Consider the following 17,799-nt stretch of genomic DNA (forward strand, 5'->3'; position numbering starts at 1 on the left):
GCCCTTTTGACTCCCGCCCCGCCCAGTACGGCACTACACAGCATCGCACACCTCCCCAGCCTCATCGGTGATTACGTACCGTCTCACTCACCGCCGTCTCGGTACTGACCGGGGCCTGTCCCGATCGTCCCGTCAGAGGTCGACGCTGTCCGGGTCGTTCCACTCGTCGTCCGCGTCGTCACCGTCGTCCGCCTCCGTCCCCGCCGGGCCGAGCCGCTCTTCGCCCTGCCGCGACTCGTGGACGGCGAAGCCGCCGGTCCGCTCGTCGCTCCCGCCGGCGTACGGGTCGGTGTCCGGGTCGTAGTCGCGCTCACCCCGCTCGAAGACGTACGCGAAGAAGCCGAACAGCGGGACGACGAACGAGATGAGCGCCCACTTGCGCGGGTCCATTCCGTACTTGGGCGCGTCGACGTACGCGTAGGCGGCGAAGCCGACGAGCCACATGAGCGGGACGCCGACGAGGATGACGGCAACGAGCGGTCGCATACTGACGCTTCGCCCGCGCGGTAATAAGGCTGCGGGCGGGCCGGCGCCTCTGCGGCCGGACGCCCGCAGACGGGTCGCCGCTCGGTCGCGAGCTAGAGGAACGGCCGCCAGTAGTACGGACTGACGAACCCCTCGATAACGGCGGCGACGGTGATCAGAATCCCGATCCCGACGGTCACCCAGAACGCTGTCTCCAAGGCGTCGGCGAACCGCTCGCGGCTCGCGCGGCCGCGGAACGTCCGCCACGAGACCGCGCCGAGGCGGACGCCGAGCGCGCCGGAGACGACGAGCGCGGGGATCTCGAAGATCCCGTGCGGGACCACGAACGCGACGAGCGCGGAGAGGTTCTCCTCCAAGGCCGCGGTGGCGCCGAGCGCGAGGCCGTTGAACGCGAGCGACGAGAGCGCGGGGAGGGCAAGCCCGACGCCCGAGAAGGCGGTCGCGATCGCGACCCCCCAGTTGTTCCCGAAGTACGTCAGCGCCGCTACGGGCGGGATCTGTCCGGCGATCCGACCCTCGATCGAGGTCGGGGCCATCTCCGCGAACGGCGCGGCGGCGACCCACCCGAGCGCGCCGAACCCGACGGCCACTCCGAGCGCGAGCGCGTGGGAGCCCGGCGTCGACCGGACGAACCCGCGCAGCTCCCGCCACCCGCGTCGGAGGCCGCCGCCGAGCTGGGCCCGGAGGCCGGCCTCCGTCGGCGAGAGGGGGTCGACCGTCCCGCGGTAGTCGCCGTAGAGGACCGTCTTCAGCAGGTCGAGCGCGGGCGCGACGACGACGGCGCTGGCGAGCGCGACGACGGGGCCCCCGCCGACGAACGCGATTCCGGAGGCGACCGACGCGACGGCGACCAGCGCGCCGATCGCGACCACGAGGTACGCGGCGGCGTCGACGGGGTTCGAGCGAACGAAGCCGCCGGCGCCCTCGACCCCGCCGACGACGCCGGCGTCGTCGACGACGACGGCCGCGGGCGCGAATGCGAAGAGGATCCGAACGAGCGCGAGGGCAACGAAGCCGGCGAGCAGGGCGCCGATCGCCACCGCTGCCCCGAGGAACGGGTTCGCGAGGAACGCCGCGCCGACCGCGATCAATCCGAGCGCGACCACGCCGATCCACAGGATGAGTTCGGCGACGTACAGCCCGAGGAACGTGAGCCACCGGGACCGGGCGCCCGCGATCCCGGCGACGAGCCCGCGGTCGTCGCGGAGGCTCGCGGCGACCGCCGAGAGCTGGCCGGCCGAGACGACGGCGTACGCGAGGACCGAGAGGGCGACCGCGAGGAGGACGCCCCCGGCGAAGAGGACCACGACGGTCGGCGTGAGCAGCGGTTCGAACGCGGGGCCCAACCCCTCGGCCCACGCCTGAAGCGCCTCGGGGTCCTGCGTCTCCGGCGGCGGTTCGACTCCGGCGAGCGAGTCGCGGGCCGCGGCGAGGCGGCCGTTCAGTTCGAGGTGGAGGTAGATCCCCGCGAGCGCCGCGAACGGGCCGAGCCGAGCGATCGCCGGCACCGCGGTGCCGAGGAGGTAAAAGGGGAGGACGTCGGCGGGGCGTCGACGGAGGGTCGCAGTCGTTGCCGTGACGGCGGCGGAGAGGTCCATACGGTCGGTTCGGTCGTCCGCAACTTAAAAACGGGAGTCCGGACGGGGGAGCGGTTCGGCGCGGTCCGGGCCGCCGTTGGTCAGTCCCAGAACGACTGCGTGCGCGCGTACTCGCGCTCCTGGCGGAGCACGTCGCGGTAGAACTCGTCCTCATCCTCGCGGAGCTTATTGATGATCCGCGCGGCGTTGTGGGGCCCGACGCCGCGCGCCGCGAGGGCTATCACCGCCCGCTTCCCGTGCGTCTGGACGAGGCTCGCGGCGCGGTGCGCCCGCTCGGTGCGGCGCTCCTGCTCGTCGTCCTTCTCGGCCGCGCGCACCGCGGCGACCGTCTCGTCGTCCCACGGGTTGAGTGCCGCGACCCGGGTGGACCCGCACTCGGGGCACTCGGGCTGGTCGCGGACGCGCCGGACCTTCGTCGTGTGCTTCCAGTCTGTACAGTGGAGACAAAAGAGGATCACTCGGTCGTCCCGGATGCGCTCTTTGACCGTCTCGATCACGTCGGCGTCGGCGTTGTCGGGGACGAGGAACTCCGTGCCGGCGGAGCGACCCGCGGTGCCGAGCGGGGTGCGCTCGCGGGCGATAGAGAGGTCGAGCGGGCCGTCCCGTCCCCCGTCGTCCGGCTGGAGCGCCGCGAGCAGGTCCGCGGTCTCCGGCACCGCGAGGTCGGCGTGGAACACCTCACGGAGCGCCTCGTCGTAGACGGGGGTGTCTTCGAGGGCCGCGAGCAGGCGGTCGCCGCCGAATCGGCCGCGCCCCTCCTTGTACCGCTTGACGGCGCCGAACTTCGCCGCGACCTGCGCGAGCGTGAACTTCAGCGCGTCCGACTTCTTCACGGCGAGTTCGAGGTACGCCTCCAGCCGGTCGGGGTCCGTCGTCTCCAGCACCTCGCGGAAGGTTCCGGGACTGACGCCGTTCGGCACCTCGAACTCGATCCGGTACGGGTCGACGTCCATCCCGACGGACGAGCCGGCGCGCTGGCCGACGAGCGCAGCGAGCAACCGCGCGAGCGTCTCGTTGACCTCGTGGCCGAAGGCGGCGTTGACCGCGACGGTGCGGGCGCTCCCCTCGATCACGATCCGCTCGTCGGTCGGCACGGGGTGGCCGGCGTCGACGTGGTCGACGACCGCCTTCAGCGCGGCCGCGACCGTCTCCTCGTCGGTCGGGTAGCGCTCGGCGAGGTCGGCGGCGACCGCCGTCGGCGTGGAGCCGGCCGCTAGGGCGGCCGCGGCCTCGCCTCGGATCCGGCCGACCTCCTCGGCGACCGGCTTCGGGACGGGGATCTCCTGGCCCACCCACGAGGGGACCTCGCCGGTCGGGTCGGGGATCGGCGTGACGTTCACGCGCTCCTCCTCCTCGTCGACCTCGGTGATCCGCCACATCTCGCCGCGCTGGACGAACGTCTCGCCCGGCCCGGCGAAGTTGACGACGAACTGCTCGTCGAGGGTGCCGATACCCCGCCGCGAGGACATGTCGTACACCTCGTAGGTGGACTCGTCGGGGATCATCGAGAGGTTCGCGTAGAAGTACTGCCAGGTGCCGCCCGACTTTTCGAGAGTGTCCGTCTCCTCGTCGAGCCACAGCAGGCGGTTCCCGTCGAGCTCGCGGACGACCTCCTGGAACTCGGGCTCCGAGAGGTCGGCGAACGGGTAGGCGTTCGTGATCGTCTGGTACGCCTCCCGGGCGTGGACCTCGCCCTCGTCCATCACGAGCCCGACGATCTGGTTGGCGACCGTGTCGAGGCTCCCGTGGTGGATGTTCGCGGGCTCGACGAGCTCCTCGCCGGCGCGCCGCGCGATGGCCATCGCTTCGAGCGTGTCGTCGCCTCCCTGCGTCACGACGGTCCCCTCCGAGACGAGGTCGCGGCGGTGGCCCGCGCGGCCGACGCGCTGGAGCAGCCGGGCCACCTCGCGGGGGCTCCCGTACTGGACCACGTGGTCGACGCGCCCCACGTCGATCCCGAGCTCCATCGAGGAGGTGCAGACGAGCCCGTCCAGACCGCCCGACTTGAACCGGTCTTCCACGTCGACCCGGACCTCCTTCGAGAGCGATCCGTGGTGGAGCTCGATCTCGGTGGGGTCGGCGGCGTCGTCCCGCCCGTCGCGTTCGGCGGCCTCCCGCTCGTTCTCGGCGAGCGTCTTGAACCGCGAGCCGAGCGCCTCCGCGGTCTGGCGCGTGTTGACGAAGATCAGCGTCGACTCGTTCTCGGCGACGATCTCGCGGATCGTCCGGACGTGGCTCGCGGTCGTCTCGTCGACCGCGAGCTCGCCGGCGAGCGTGGTATCGCGGTCCGTGATCGCCGGATCGAGGACGCGCACGTCGGTCCGCGTCCCGGCCGCGACCTCGACCGTCTCGAACGCGCGGTCGCCGGGGCGGTCGGGGTCGCGCTTGCCGGTGCCGACGAGGAAGCGCCCGACCTCCTCGGGGTCACCGACCGTCGCGGAGAGGCCGACGCGCTGGAACGGCCCCGCGACGCGGCGGAGGCGCTCGAGGCCGACCGTGAGCTGGGCGCCCCGCTTCGCCGCGGCGAGCTCGTGGACCTCGTCGATGACGACGTGCGCCACGTCCTCCAGGGCGACCCGCATCTTCGAGCCGGTGAGGATCGCCTGGAGGCTCTCCGGGGTCGTGATGAGCACGTCGGGCGGGTCGTCGGCCTGCTTCGACCGCTCGTACTGCGTGGTGTCGCCGTGGCGCACCGCGACCTCGACGCCGAGGCGGTCGCCCCACCACTCAAGCCGGTCCATCATGTCGCGGTTGAGCGCGCGCAGCGGGGTGATGTACAGCGCGGAGATTCCCTCCCGCGGCGGGTCGCCGGGCGCGTCGCGGGCCGCGACGACCGCGTCGAAGACGGGGAGCATCGCCGTCTCCGTCTTCCCGGTCCCCGTTGGCGCGAGGACGAGAGCGTTCCGCCCGTCGGCGAGCGGCGGGATCGCCTCGCGCTGGGGCTCCGTCGGCGTGGAAAAGCCCCGGTCGGAGAGCGCCTCGCGGATATCGCTCCCGAGGTGCGCGAACGCGTCCATGCCCGACGATTCCGCCATTGTCTGATCGTCGGACCTTGGGCGCTCGGGCGATTAAGCCCGTCGCCCCGCGCGACGCGCACGGTCGACGTGAGGCGGCGGCGACGCGCGGCGACGGCGACGCGCTGGATGGAGACGCGCGGGACGGCGACGCACGGCGCCCGCCTCGCGCGCGCCGATCAGTTCGCGAGGGGCAGTTCGACGGCGAACACGCTCCCCGTCGGCTCGTTGTCCTCGACCCACACGTCGCCGCCGTACTTGTCGACGAGCGTCTCGACGAGGTACAGACCAATCCCCGTCCCGCCGCTCTCGAGCCCCTTCGCGCCCTCCTGGAAGATGTCCTCCTTGTGGTCGTCGTCGATCCCGGGGCCGTTGTCCGCGATCGACACGCGCACCGAGTCGTCCGAGACGCGCGTCGAGACCGTGATCTCGGCCCTCTCCTTGTCGTTGTGGACGACCGCGTTCGTCAGCAGGTTCCGGAACACCGCCTCCAGCAGGTCGTCCGCCGCCACCGTCACGTCCGGGATCGACTCGCTCACGGTGACCGTCGCCCGGTCCTGCTCCGACCGGACCTGTTCGATCTGTCCGTTGAGCTCGGCTCGGAGGTTCATCGGCGTCAGGTCGGAGCCGGCCTGTAGCAGCACGTCGGTGACGTCCCTGGCGGTCTCCGTGATGTCCGCCGCCTGCTTCGCCGCCTCGATGACCGTCCGCGCGTAGGTCCGGCTCTGGTCGTCGACGAGCGCGTCCTCGAGGAGTCCGGTGTACGACTCGACCACCATCAGCTGGTTTCTGATGTCGTGGCGGACGACCTGATTGAGCAGCGTGAGGTTGTCCCGCTGCTCTTCGAGCGTCCGCTCGTACTGCTTGAGCTCGGTCACGTCGCGGGCGTATCCAAGGACGGCGTCTTCGCCCGTCTCGGCAACCTCGTAGGGTATCTTCGTCGTCTGGAGGATGCGCGTCTCCCCGTCCGCCGTGGTCAGCGTCTCCTCGTCTATCGTCCTCGGCTCGCCCGACTCGATCACGGCGAGGTCGTCCTGTCTGAACGCCTCGGAGTCCTCGGCGCTGGGGATGATCTCCGCCTCGGACTTGCCCTCTACCTCCTCCGGCGTCTTCCCGTACGCCGCCGCGGTCGCCTCGTTGGCCAGCAGGTACTCGCCCTCCCGGTTCTTCACGAACACCAGGTCGGGCACGAGGTCGATGATCCGCCGGAGCTCCTCGCGCGTCGCCTCGATGGCCCGCTCGTACTCCTTCCGCTCCGTGACGTCCTGGAACAGCCCCAGCGCCCCGACGACGTTCCCCGCGTCGTCGTACTGCGGATCGCCGATCGCCCGCACCCACTTGGTCCGATCGGACTCCGTCACGATGCGGAGTTCGAGGTCGTACGACTCGCCCGCCTCGGTCAGGCGGTCGAACGCCGCCTCGATGGCGTCGCGGTCGTCCGGGTGGTAGAAGCTGAGCCTGTCCTCTAGGCGGATCGTGTCGTCGGGCGGAACCTCGTGGATCCGGTACACCTCGTCGCTCCACGTGAGCGAGTCCTCGACCAGATCGGCCTCCCACCAGCCGATCGACGCGCTCTCTTGGGTGCGCTCGATGACCGATCGCGTGCGTTCCAGTTCCGCCTCCCGGCGCTTCTGGTCGTCGATGTCGAGGTGGACCCCGACCGCGCGGACCGGCTTCCCGTCGTCGTCGCGCTCGACGACCTTCCCGACGTCCCGGATCCACTTCCAGTCCCCCGCCGCGGTGCGCATCCGGTGTTCCGTGTCGTAGAGCTCCGTCTCGCCGGCCATGTGGCTCGACAGGGCGTCTTCGACGGGCCCGAGGTCGTCGGGGTGAACGCGCCGCTCCCACGCGTCAACGTGCGGTTCGATCTCGTCGGGCGCGTGGCCCAACATCCGGGCCCACCGGTCGTTGAACTCGACCTCGTCGGTGGCCATGTCCCAGTCCCAGACGCCGATCTGTGCGCCCTCGACCGCGAGTTCGAGGCGGTCTTTGATCTGTTGGAGCGCTCGCTCTCGCTCCCGTTGTTCGGTGATGTCGGTCGACACACCGCACACACCGCGTATCTCCCCCTCCTCGTCGTACACGGGGGACTTCCGCGTCAGCCGAACGCTCTCTCCGGCGGGCGTCGGCACCGTCTCCTCGACTTCGATCCGTTCGCCGTCTTCAACGACCCGGTGGTCGTCAGCGCGGGCCTGCGCCGCGACGGCCTCCGGGAAGAGTTCCTCGTCGGTCATCCCGACGGGATCCTCGTCGACGTCGAACACGTTGCGGCACGCCTGGTTCATCAGCAGGTACCGCCCCTCGGTGTCCTTCAGGAACACCGCCGCGGACATCGTCTCCAAGACGGTCTGGAACCGCCGGTGCGTGCGCCGGTGTTCCCGCTCCCGCTCCTTCTGTCGCGTGACGTCGCGGGCGACGCCGACGATCTGCGTCACCGTTCCGTCGTCGACGACCGGGGTAAGCTTCGTCTGCCAGTCGGTCGCCCCGCCCGGGAACTCGAGCCGCTCCTCGTACTCGATCGTCGTCCCCCGCTCGACGCAGAGCCGATAGTTCGCCTCGACCGCGGCCCCCTGTTGCTCTCCGAGGAGTTCCCGCGGCGTCTTCCCGAACATCGCGTCCTCGGTCAGCCCGGTCTGTCGCTGGTGTGCGGTGTTGTTCTGCCTGAACGTGAACTCGTACTCGCCGTCCGTCCGCGCCACGTCAACGAGAAAGATCGCGTCGTCAGCCTCCTGAAACATCGCCTCGTAAACGCTCGTCACCTCGTCGCCGTCCGATCCGAACCGATCGGCACCGTTCGTCGATGAACCTCTTCCCATGATCTCGTTCTTCTCTCTTTACGTTACTGAGAGTAATAATACTGCGGATGTCAACGCGGGGAACAGACCGCCCGTCGACCCCGCTCGCGGCCCCTCACGGCGCCGCGCCCGCTACGTTACGCCGCCCTCGCCCGTCGCGTACGCCTCGTGGGCCCCCGAGTCGAGGATCGCCTCGATCTCGTCGACGACCTCCAGCACGTCGGCAAAGGAGGTGTAGGGGGCCGCGGGGCAGACCCGCACCACGTTCGGCGGTCGGAAGTCGACGACCGCGCCCCGGTCGTTGAGCGCCTCGCTCAGCCGCTCGGCCTCGGGGTGTTCGAGGGCGACGTGACCGCCGCGCGCGGCGTGTTCGCGGGGCGTTCCCACCGAGACCCCCGGGAGCCGGTCGTCGACGAGGGCGATGAGGAAGTCGGTGAGCGCGAGCGACTTCGCCCGCAGGCGGTCGATCCCGGCCTCACGCAGGAGTTCGACCGACCCTTCAAGCGGCGCGGCCGAAAGCAGTGGCGGCGTGCCGATCTGCCACGCGCCGGCGGAGTCGGCCGCGGTGAAGGTCATGTTCATCTCGAACTGTGTCGCCTTCTCGTGGCCCCACCACCCGGCCAGCGCGGGGTCGAGCCCGTGGTGGCGCTCGGCGACGAACAGCGCGCCGATCGACCCCGGTCCGGCGTTGAGGTACTTGTACGTACACCACACCGCAAAGTCGACGCCGGCGTCGCCGAACGCGTGGGGGACGGCGCCCGCGGAGTGGGCGGCGTCGAAGCCGGCGTACGCGCCCACCTCGTGGGCCGCCGTCGCGATCCGCTCGACGTCGAACAGCTGGCCCGAGCGGTACAGCGCGGTCGGCATGAACACGATCCCCACGTCGTCGTGCGCCGCCAGCGCCGCCTCGATGTCCCGGGGATCGATCGTCCGCCCGTCGCGGCTCGGAACGACCCGGAGCTTCTCGTCCGGGTCGATCCCCCGCTGCCGGAGCTGCGCCCGGAGCGCGTAGTGGTCGGAGGGGAAGTCGAGCTCGTTGACGAGGACCGCGGGGTCGGCGTCCGGGTCGCCGTCCGGCGCCCACTCTCCGTCCGCGGCCGCGACGTCCTCGCGTTCGGGCCCGTTCCCGGCCAGCAGCTCGTCGAGGAACGTGCCGATCAGGGTGTGGATGTTCACCGTGATCGAGTTGCCGACGACCACCTCGCTCGGCTCCGCGCCCACCAGCGGCGCGAGCGCGTCGCCGAGTCGTTCGCCGACATCGAACCACGGCGGGTCGGCGTCGGTCCACCCGGAGATGAGCAGCTCGCGCCACTCGTCGACCACGCGGTCGAGGCTCGCGAGGGCGGCGTCGCTCGCGGGGCCGAGCGAGTTCCCGTCCATATAGAGAACACCGTCAGGGACCCGGTAGCGGTCCGCGAACGACGCGAGCGGATCGTCCTCGTCGAGTCGCGCGGCGAGCACCGCAGGGTCGGCGTCCTCTCCGTCGTCGGCGCCGAGTCCCTCGCCCGCGAGGGCGTCGCGCGCGGGGGCGTACGAGTCGTCCATACACGAGGGCGCCGCGCCGGCGACTAAGCGTTTCCGGGGTCCGGCGAGGGCCGCGAAACGGTCGGGTGACCTACTCGACGATGTCGATCGCGGGTCGGCCCGGCTCCGCCTTGCTGACGACGGCCTCCTCGGCGTCCGCGGCGCGCTCGACGCGGACCGGGGCGTCGAACTCGCGCTCGATCAGCCACGCGGCCGCTCGCAGGGCGTCGTGTTCGGCGTCGCCGTCGAGCGTCTCACGGAGCGCCTCGCGGTTCGCCTGGAGGTCCTGCCCGTACGAGGCGGCGTCGTCGCCCCGCTCGCGGATGTGGCTCTCGGCCATCAGCTCGGAGATCAGGTTGTCGGCGTCGCTGTCGATCGCGATCTCCAGCGCGTCGTACTTCCAGTCGGGCGCGACGACCACGTCGATCCGCTCGGGGTCGTCGATCCCGGCGACCTCGACGATGTCGCGCACGTCCTCGCGGGTGTTCTCGACCAGCCGGCGCCGGCGTTCGACCGTCTCGCGGTCGACGCTCGCGGTCGGCCAGTCGGCCTCCGCGACGAACCCGTCGCGGCCGAGCGACTCCCACAGCTCCTCGGCGAGGTGGGGCGCGACAGGGGCGAGCAGGCGGACCGCGACGTCGACGCCGCGCTCGAAGACGGCGGGGTGCGGGTCGGCGTGCTCGCGGTAGCTCCGGAGCGTCCCCACGAGGTCCTGCGCCTCCCGCAGCGCCACGTTGAACGTCAGGTCGTCGTACTCCGCGCCGGCGATGGCGACCGCGGCGTCGGTCTCGTCGGCGACGTAGTCGTCGATTTCATCGCGGTCGGTGTCGGGGTCGGCCGTCGCCACGTCGCCCGCGGCGTGCGCCTCGACGAGGTCGCTGAGCCGGGTCAGGAACCGGTGGGTGGACCGGACGCCCTCCTCGGACCAGTCGAAGTCGCGCTCGGGCTGGGCGGCCTCCATCATGAACAGCCGCGCGGTGTCGGCGCCGTACTCGTCGACGATCCGCTGCGGCGAGACGACGTTCCCTTTCGACTTGGACATCTTCTCGCCCTCCAGCTGGACCATCCCCTGTGCCAGCAGGTTGGTGAACGGCTCGCGGTGGTCGAGGTCCTCCTCGTCGGCCAACACCTTGGTGAAGAACCGCGAGTACAGCAGGTGCATCACGGCGTGTTCGATGCCGCCCACGTACTGGTCGACCGGCATCCAGTCGTTCGCGCGGCCGAGGTCGAACGGGGCGTCCGCCAGGTCCGGCGAGACGTACCGCAGGAAGTACCACGAGGAGTCGACGAACGTGTCCATCGTGTCGGTCTCGCGGGTCGCTGGCCCGCCGCACTCCGGACAGGTCGTCTCCTGCCACTCGTCGGCGGCGTCGAGCGGGTTCCCGGTGGTGTTGATGAACTCGGGCAGCTCGACGGGCAGGTCCTCGTCGGGCACCGGGACCGCGCCGCAGTCGTCGCAGTGGACCATCGGGATCGGCGTCCCCCAGTAGCGCTGCCGGGAGATGCCCCAGTCGCGCAGCTGGTACTGCGTGGCCGGCTCGGCGCTCCTGATATCGTCCGTGATCCGCTCGCGCGCGGTCTTGCTGTCCAGTCCGGTGTACTTGCCGGAGCCGATTAGGACGCCGTCCTCCGTGAACGCGGCCTCCTCCACGTCCGGTGCGTCCGGGACCGCTTCGCCGTCGGGGTCGTCGGACTCCGGCGCGATCACGGGTCGGATCTCGACGCCCTTCTCCGTCGCGAACGCGTGGTCGCGCTCGTCGTGGGCGGGCACGGCCATCAGCGCGCCCGTCCCCACGTCCGAGAGGACGAAGTCGGCGACGTACACCGGGATCTCCTCGCCGGTGGCGGGATTGGTCGCGGTCAGTCCGGTCTCGACCCCGTTCGGCTCGTCGCCGTCGGGGTCGGCCTCGTGGTGGACGAACTCGTGGATCTCGTCGTCCTCCTCGGCCAGCTCCTCGGCGATCGGGTGATCGGGGGCGATCGCGAAGAAGGTCGCACCGTATATCGTGTCGATCCGGGTCGTGAACGCCGTTACGTCCCCGTACCCGTCGATCGAGAAGTCGACCTCGCTGCCGTGCTGTCGGCCGATCCAGTTGCGCTGCATCTGCCGGACCGAGTTCGGCCACCCCTCTAGGTCGTCGATGGCGTCCAGCAGCTCGTCGGCGTACTCGGTTATCTTCAGGAACCACTGGTCGAGCTCGCGGGTCTCGACGGGGGTGTCGCAGCGCCAGCACAGCTCCGCGTCGCCCTCGACCTGCTCGTCGGCGAGGACGGTCTCGCAGGAGGGACACCAGTTCACCTCCGCGTCGCGGCGCTCGACGAGGCCGGCCTCGTGGAAGCGGCGGAACAGCCACTGGTTCCACCGGTAGTAGTCGGGGGTACACGTGGTGACCTCGCGGTCCCAGTCGTAGCCGAACCCCATCGACTTCATCTGCCCCTTCATCGTGTCGATGCAGTCGAACGTCCAGTCGCGGGGGTTGGTGTCACGCTCCTTGGCGGCGTTCTCGGCGGGCAGTCCGAACGCGTCCCACCCCATCGGGTGGAGCACGTCGTCGCCGCGCATCCGCCGGTACCGGGCGTACGCGTCCGTGATCGTGTAGTTGCGGACGTGACCCATGTGGAGCTTCCCGGACGGGTACGGGTACATCCCGAGGACGTACGTCGGGTCCGAGGCCTCGTCCGGGACGTGGTACACGTCGGCGTCGTCCCACGCCTCCTGCCACCGTTCTTCGACCGTCGCGTGGTCGTATCTCTCCTGAGACATCTGCTTATATACTCGTGGTCGGTTCTGCGTCGTATAGCTTTCCATCCAGTGGTGCGCCGTGACACGGGGCGACGCGGTCGTTGCGCGCGCCCGCGCGAGCGCCGGCGCGCTGGCGGCCTACAGCTTTTCGGCGTTCCTCGCCTGCTCGACCCGCTTCGTCGCCTGCTCGACCCGCTTCGTCGCCTGCTCGACCCGCTTTCCGGTCGCGTTCGCGAGCCCGGGCGGGAGCCCCTCCCGCGCGGCCGCGAGCCGCTCCTCGATCCGGGCGATCCGGTCGAGCACGTTCGCCAGTTGACGCTCCGTCCCTTCGGCGTCGCCCTCGCGGGCGCGCTCCTCGGCCCGCTCCGCGGCGTCGACCGCGGCCGCGAGGGCGCGTTCGAGCCCGTTGACCGCGTTCGACGGGCCCCCTGAACCGCCGCCGCTCCCGCCGCTGTCGTTTCCGCCGCCGCTCCCGCCGCCCGCGCCGCCGTCTCCGTCCCCGCCGTCGCTCTCGGCCGCCGCGGCCGCGACCGCCGCGCGCGTCTCCTCGGCCACGTCGGCGACGTAGCCCGCGAGCGGGGCCGCCCCGGTCTCCGGGCGCTCGATCCGGATCGCGTCGTCGCCGGCGCCCGGACCGTCTCCCTCGTCGCCGTCGTCTCCCGTCCCCGGCCGGTCCGGGTTGACGCGGTACGCGCCGACCTCGTCGTCGGCGTCGCGGACCTCCGTCGTGTACGCGCCGCCGGCGTGGACGTAGGCGGCGTCGCTCCCCTCGATCGCGGAGTCGTAGATCCGCCCGGCGAAGTCGTCCTCGATCGCGGTCCGGGTCAGGTCGACCTCGCTCTCCGCGTCCGACAGCTCGACCTTCCGGGCGTTCTCGCGGGCGACGAGCGGAATCTCGCCGTCGACGCCGGCGGTCGTCACGGCCTCGTCGGCCGCGACGGTCAGCCGCTCGCTGTGGGGCGCCCGCCCGGCGCCGTTGACCGTGAAGCGGTGATCGCCCTCGGGGACGCCGTTCGCGACCGCGATGCCGCCGGCGAACGTCGGCACCGCTTCCGGGTCGCTCTCGATCAGCGCGAACGACTCGACGCTCGACTCGGTCGTGGTCAACCCCTCGCCGTCGGGCGCCTCGTCGCTCTCGGTCGCCCGCGTGACGCGCGCGACGACGGCGTCGAGCCCCCTGGCGGCCTCGTCGCCGAACGACGGGTCGTCGGCGATCGCGTCGTACCGGTCCGCCATCTCGGACCGGTGGTTCCCCGCAGTGACGTCGAGCGCGGGGTTCTCGTAGCGCGGCTGCTCCCACGGGACGCCGGTGGTCGTGATGTGGCTCGCGACCGCGTCCTCGACGGCCTCGGGCACGGCGAACTCGAAGCTGAGCTGCGGGCCGGTGAACGCGTCGATGTCCTCCAGCTCGGCGCTCTCCACCAGCTCGTACTCGACGACGGACTTGGCGGCCTCGGCGGCGAGCGCGGCGTCGTCGCCGTCGTCGGGGCGCTCGCCGTGTCGGAAGGCGATCCCCGTCTCCCGGAGCGGCAGGTCGGTCGGCGGCGAGCGCAGCGCGTCGAGCGACCGGACCGTCAGCGCGCCGTCGACCAGCGATGACTCCGAGACCGACGGGAGGTCAGGGTGGTCGTAGATCGGCTCCCCTTCGTACTCGGGGACGACGAACGGCAGTCGGGCCCCCTCGTCGCGGGGCAGACCGTAGGCGATCGGAATCCCGAGCAGGTCCTCGACCGTGTCGATCGTCGTGTTGGTGATGTCGGCGAGCAGGCCCTCCTCGCCGACGCGCCGGAAGCCGTCCGGGATCTCGTTGATCGAGAGCGTGCTGGAGTGCGAGCCGAGCTCGGGGAGGATCCGCGGGACGACCTCGGGGTCGGGGTCGAGGAACTCGTTGTTGGGCACGCTCCGCGAGTGCGAGCTGGCGACGTACAGCTGCGGGTCGCCCGAGTCGAGGTCGACGAAGACGTGGAGCACCTCCCAGTCGTGCCAGTGGAAGTTCGCGGTGAACTGGTCGAACGCGGAGTAGAGCCAGAACTGGACGACCGCCAGCGGGGAGTCCTCGTAGCGCATCCCGTTGTAGAAGACGGTCGGGTCCGGCGGCTCGCCCGCCTCGTCGTACCGCTCGTGGTAGCCGTCGAACGCGGCGAAGCCGTCGACGACCGTCTCGCCGTCCGCCTCGCTCGCGTACGGTCGCGGGTCGGTCGGGTACCACGGCTCGACGCTGTCGAAGTACAGCGTCGGCGCGAACCGCGCCGCGAGTTCGTCGAGCCGGTCCGCCTCGAGATCGGTCGTCGACGCGTCGTCCGGCTCAGAGCCGGAACAGCCCGCGACCGCGGCGCTCCCGGCGCCCGCGAGCGCGCCGAGGACGGTCCGGCGGTCGACGCGGCTCGCGGGCGCCCCGCCGGGCGCCTCGTCCGGCCCGCTCCCCCTCGCACCGTCGCCGGCGTCGGCGTCCCGATCCATTTCCTCGGGCGACGTGAGCCGCACGAATAACACTTCTGCCGCCCGCGAGCCGCTCGTTCGTCTCGGTTGTCACGGCTCCCGGCGTCCCAGCGAGACGTCCGAGACGACGGCGCCGACGCCGTCGACCGACGCCACCGCGCCGTACTCCCGGGCCGAGGCGACCGTCCACGGCAGCACCCGCAGCCCGGCGGTCGCGGCCCGCGAGACGATATCCGTCCGGAGGCACAGCTCGTACCGCGGCGACACCGCCGCACAGCCCAGTGCCGTCGCCGTCTCGACGATCCCCGCCACGTCCTGCGGCGGATACGCCCACCTCGGCAGTCCGACCCCCGCTCGGCTCCCCGGGATCAGCGGCCTGAGCGGCCGCGCCGGGACCGACTCCCGGGCCCCGTAGACGGTCGGGACCGTCGGGTCGGCCGCGTTCGCGGCCTCGATGGCCGCGGGGTCGTCGGCGACGACGGCGAGCCCGTGGTCGCGTTCCGCGCCGGCCGCGACCGCGTCGGCCGCCACGCCGCGCTCCTTCAGGTCGAGCAGGACCCACGCGTCCGACGGCACGGCGTCGAGCGCCGCGGCGAGCGTCGGCACCGGTTCCCCCGACCCCTCGACGGAGAGCTCGGCGAGCCGCCCCGCCGGGGTCCGGCCGACGCGACCGGTCGCGTCCGTCACCCGCCCCAGCGTCGCGTCGTGGAAGGCGACGAGCTCGCCCGTGCCGCAGCGGCGCACGTCGAGCTCGACCCGGTCGACGACGGCCGTCGCCGCCTCGATAGCCGCGACCGTGTTCTCCGGGTGTTCGGCCGCGAAGCCGCGGTGCGCGACGAGCGGAGGGTCCCCCCTACCGGCGGCCGCGCCGGCCCCCGCGGCGTAGCCGTCGTTTCCGCCGGCATCGCCGCTCCCGCGCCCGGCGCAACCGGCGAGGGCGGCCGACCCCGTCGCCGCGACCGCACCGACCGCGAGCGCCCCGCTCCGCCGAAGCATCGCTCTGCGGGTCGCTTCCGTCCGCGCGTCGGATCCGGGCGGGGCGGCGTCGCGCACGGCGGTCTCACCGTCTGACGTTCGGCGCCACGGACAAAAGTCCGGGGGCACGGACCGAACCGCGCGACGCCGTCTCCGGGAGAAGGTATTTGCGGCCGGCAGCCCGATTCCGGGGTATGGACGGGAAGCAGGCCCTCTACTACGCGGCGATCGCGATCGCGGTGTTGATCGGGGTCGGTATCGTCGTCAGCGTGGTCTCCGCGCTCGTGAGCCTCGTCTGGACGATCGTCTCCGGGGTCGTCTCGCTCGCGGTGCTGGCGGGGCTCGTTTACGTCGCCTACAAGGCCGGCTCGTGGCTGCTCGGCGACGGCGGCTCGCCGTCGCTCGACTCGATCGGCTCGGAGTCCGCCTCGTCGACCTCGGTCGACGCCGGGAGCAGCCGTCAGGACCGCCTCCGGAAGCAGTACGTCGAGGGACAGATCAGCGAGGCGGAGTTCGAGCGGCGCATCGGCGAGGAGTTGGAGACCGAGGAGGTCGACGAAATCGACCGCGAACTCGAACGGGAGCGGTAGGCGTCGATCACCGCGGGGACTCAGAACCGCTCGCGGAGCTCAGCGCGTAAGTCGTCGACGTCGAGGTCCTTCATCGCGAACAACACGAGCAGGTGGTAGACGAGGTCGGCGCTCTCCGCGGTGAGCTCCTCGCGGTCGTCGTCCTTCGCCGCGAGGATGGCCTCCGTCGTCTCCTCGCCGACCTTCTCTAAGACCGCGTTCTCTCCCTTCTCGTGGGTGAACAGGGACGCGGTGTACGACCCCTCCGGGAGCTCCTCCTTGCGCGACTCGATGGTGGCGAACAGCTCGTCGAGGACGGCCTCGGGCGGCTCGTCCGCGCTCGATTCGCCCTCGGCCGGATCGCTCACGCGACCACCTCCCGCTCGGGGAAGAAGGCGAGGTCGTGGATCCGCGGGTCGTCGGTGAGCTCCGGGTGGAACGCGGTGGCCACGACCGGCCCGTCGCGCACCGCGACCGGGCGCCCGTCGACGGTCGCGAGCGTCTCGACGCCGTCGCCCACGTCGTCGATGGCCGGCGCGCGGATGAACACGGCGTGGAAGGGGTCGTCGAGGCCGGTCACCGGGACCTTCGCCTCGAAGGAGTCCTTCTGCCGGCCGAACGCGTTGCGGTCGACGGAGACGTCGACCAGCCCCAGCGGCTCGACCCGGTCGTCCTTCGCGTCGGTCGAGCAGACGATCAGTCCGGCGCAGGTGGCGAGGATCGGCTTCCCGGCCGCGACGTGGTCCCGTATCTCCGCGGCGATCCCCTCGCGGTGGATCAGCCGCGAGATGGTCGTCGACTCCCCGCCCGGCATCAGGAGGACGTCGCAGTCGGGCACGACCTCCGACTCTCGGATCTCGACGACCTCCGCGGACTTGTCGTGGGCGGCCGCGGCGTTGCGGACGGCGGCGGCGTGTTCGGCCACGTCGCCCTGGACGGCGATGACGCCTGCTTTCATACGTATCGGTGGGGTGGGCGCGTGGAAAAAGGGCGCGCTACGCGACCGGTCGACTTGGGATCGGTGCGTCGGCAGAACGGGAACGGCGAGGCCGTTACGCGACCGTCAGCGAGAGGATCTGGACGAACACGCCGAAGAGGACGCAGAACGCGAGGACCGTCTTGGGGTCGATCGCGATGGCGTTCCGGTCCTCGTTCTCGAAGTAGCGGACCAGTCCCGCACTGGACATCAGCCCGCCGGAGTTGGAACCACTCATGTCCGCTTCTGGACGGCGACGCGTCCTAAACGTTTCGTTCGTCGTTCGGACCGTGTTCGCGCCACCGTCGCGCCGTCGCCCGGTCGAGCCGCCGCCGAGCGCGCGCACGCACAAGTGGGAAACCCTTATGCGCGGCCCGGCGGTAGTTGACCGCGACTATGACCGTTCGACTGCTGGATTTCCACGCCGAGTGGTGCGGCCCGTGTAAGACCCAAGACCCCATCCTGGAGGAGATCCAGGAAGACCTCGGCGACGCGTTCGAGCTCCAGAAGGTCGACGTCGACGAGGAGCAGGACGTCGCGAACCAGTACCAGGTCCGCTCGCTCCCGACGCTCATCGTCGAGAACGACGACGGCGTCGTCGACCGCTTCGTCGGCGTCACGCAGCGCGAGGACATCGAGGCCGCCCTCTCGGAAGCGGGCGCCTGACCAGGACTTTCGCC

At 71.4% G+C, this 17,799-nt stretch carries 13 protein-coding genes; 2 read left to right on the top strand and 11 right to left on the bottom strand.

The genetic code is table 11. The annotated features are described in order from the left end of the window. Positions 1–132 precede the first annotated feature (132 nt). The 8 genes from B9G49_RS05940 to B9G49_RS05975 all read right to left on the bottom strand — a co-directional run bounded on the left by B9G49_RS05940 (position 133) and on the right by B9G49_RS05975 (position 15,652). Positions 133–486 carry a hypothetical protein gene (locus B9G49_RS05940; protein ID WP_086215754.1) on the bottom strand — a complete coding sequence of 118 codons (354 nt, stop codon included), beginning with the start codon at positions 484–486 and terminating at the stop codon, positions 133–135. Between the two features lie 92 nt (positions 487–578). Next, the gene (locus tag B9G49_RS05945; RefSeq protein WP_049931799.1) at positions 579–2,084 is read right to left on the bottom strand and encodes a stage II sporulation protein M; all 1,506 of its coding nucleotides are present in this window, start codon (positions 2,082–2,084) and stop codon (positions 579–581) included. A gap of 80 nt (positions 2,085–2,164) precedes the next feature. Further along, entirely contained in the window at positions 2,165–5,119 is a 2,955-nt protein-coding gene (locus B9G49_RS05950; RefSeq protein WP_198943818.1) for a DEAD/DEAH box helicase, read from the bottom strand. A gap of 158 nt (positions 5,120–5,277) precedes the next feature. Then, on the bottom strand, positions 5,278–7,914 hold the full coding sequence (locus tag B9G49_RS05955; protein ID WP_086215755.1) for a PAS domain-containing protein: 2,637 nt from the start codon (positions 7,912–7,914) through the stop codon (positions 5,278–5,280). 111 nt (positions 7,915–8,025) lie between these two features. Beyond that, the gene (kynU, locus tag B9G49_RS05960; RefSeq protein WP_086215756.1) at positions 8,026–9,438 is read right to left on the bottom strand and encodes a kynureninase; all 1,413 of its coding nucleotides are present in this window, start codon (positions 9,436–9,438) and stop codon (positions 8,026–8,028) included. Positions 9,439–9,508: 70 nt separating this feature from the next. Continuing rightward, positions 9,509–12,181, bottom strand: a complete 2,673-nt coding sequence (leuS, locus tag B9G49_RS05965; RefSeq protein ID WP_086215757.1) for a leucine--tRNA ligase — start codon at positions 12,179–12,181, stop codon at positions 9,509–9,511. Between the two features lie 117 nt (positions 12,182–12,298). Continuing rightward, entirely contained in the window at positions 12,299–14,620 is a 2,322-nt protein-coding gene (locus B9G49_RS05970) for a hypothetical protein (RefSeq protein WP_086215758.1), read from the bottom strand. Positions 14,621–14,689: 69 nt separating this feature from the next. Then, positions 14,690–15,652 carry a glycerophosphodiester phosphodiesterase gene (locus B9G49_RS05975; RefSeq protein ID WP_233125170.1) on the bottom strand — a complete coding sequence of 321 codons (963 nt, stop codon included), beginning with the start codon at positions 15,650–15,652 and terminating at the stop codon, positions 14,690–14,692. A gap of 116 nt (positions 15,653–15,768) precedes the next feature. On the opposite strand from B9G49_RS05975, the gene B9G49_RS05980 reads away from it, so the two are divergent. After that, the gene (locus B9G49_RS05980; RefSeq protein WP_086215759.1) at positions 15,769–16,164 is read left to right on the top strand and encodes a hypothetical protein; all 396 of its coding nucleotides are present in this window, start codon (positions 15,769–15,771) and stop codon (positions 16,162–16,164) included. A 20-nt stretch (positions 16,165–16,184) separates the two neighbouring features. Here B9G49_RS05980 and hisE read toward each other — a convergent pair whose 3' ends face one another. The 3 genes from hisE to B9G49_RS05995 form a co-directional block, all read right to left on the bottom strand. Then, a complete protein-coding gene (hisE, locus tag B9G49_RS05985) occupies positions 16,185–16,511 on the bottom strand; it encodes a phosphoribosyl-ATP diphosphatase (protein ID WP_086215760.1) in 327 nt (108 codons plus the stop codon). Next, positions 16,508–17,101 (bottom strand): pyridoxal 5'-phosphate synthase glutaminase subunit PdxT, encoded by a 594-nt coding sequence (gene pdxT, locus B9G49_RS05990; protein WP_086215761.1) that lies wholly within the window; start codon positions 17,099–17,101, stop codon positions 16,508–16,510. The genes hisE and pdxT overlap by 4 nt, the downstream gene beginning before the upstream one ends. A gap of 94 nt (positions 17,102–17,195) precedes the next feature. Continuing rightward, positions 17,196–17,357 carry a preprotein translocase subunit Sec61beta gene (locus B9G49_RS05995; protein ID WP_049910744.1) on the bottom strand — a complete coding sequence of 54 codons (162 nt, stop codon included), beginning with the start codon at positions 17,355–17,357 and terminating at the stop codon, positions 17,196–17,198. Positions 17,358–17,515: 158 nt separating this feature from the next. Here B9G49_RS05995 and B9G49_RS06000 point away from each other — a divergent pair, with 158 nt between their 5' ends. Further along, positions 17,516–17,785: a co-chaperone YbbN gene (locus B9G49_RS06000; RefSeq protein WP_006111654.1), complete on the top strand. Its 270-nt coding sequence runs from the start codon at positions 17,516–17,518 to the stop codon at positions 17,783–17,785. Positions 17,786–17,799: the final 14 nt, after the last annotated feature.

It is taken from the genome of Halorubrum sp. SD683, assembly GCF_002135045.1.
Lineage (GTDB): Archaea > Halobacteriota > Halobacteria > Halobacteriales > Haloferacaceae > Halorubrum > Halorubrum ezzemoulense.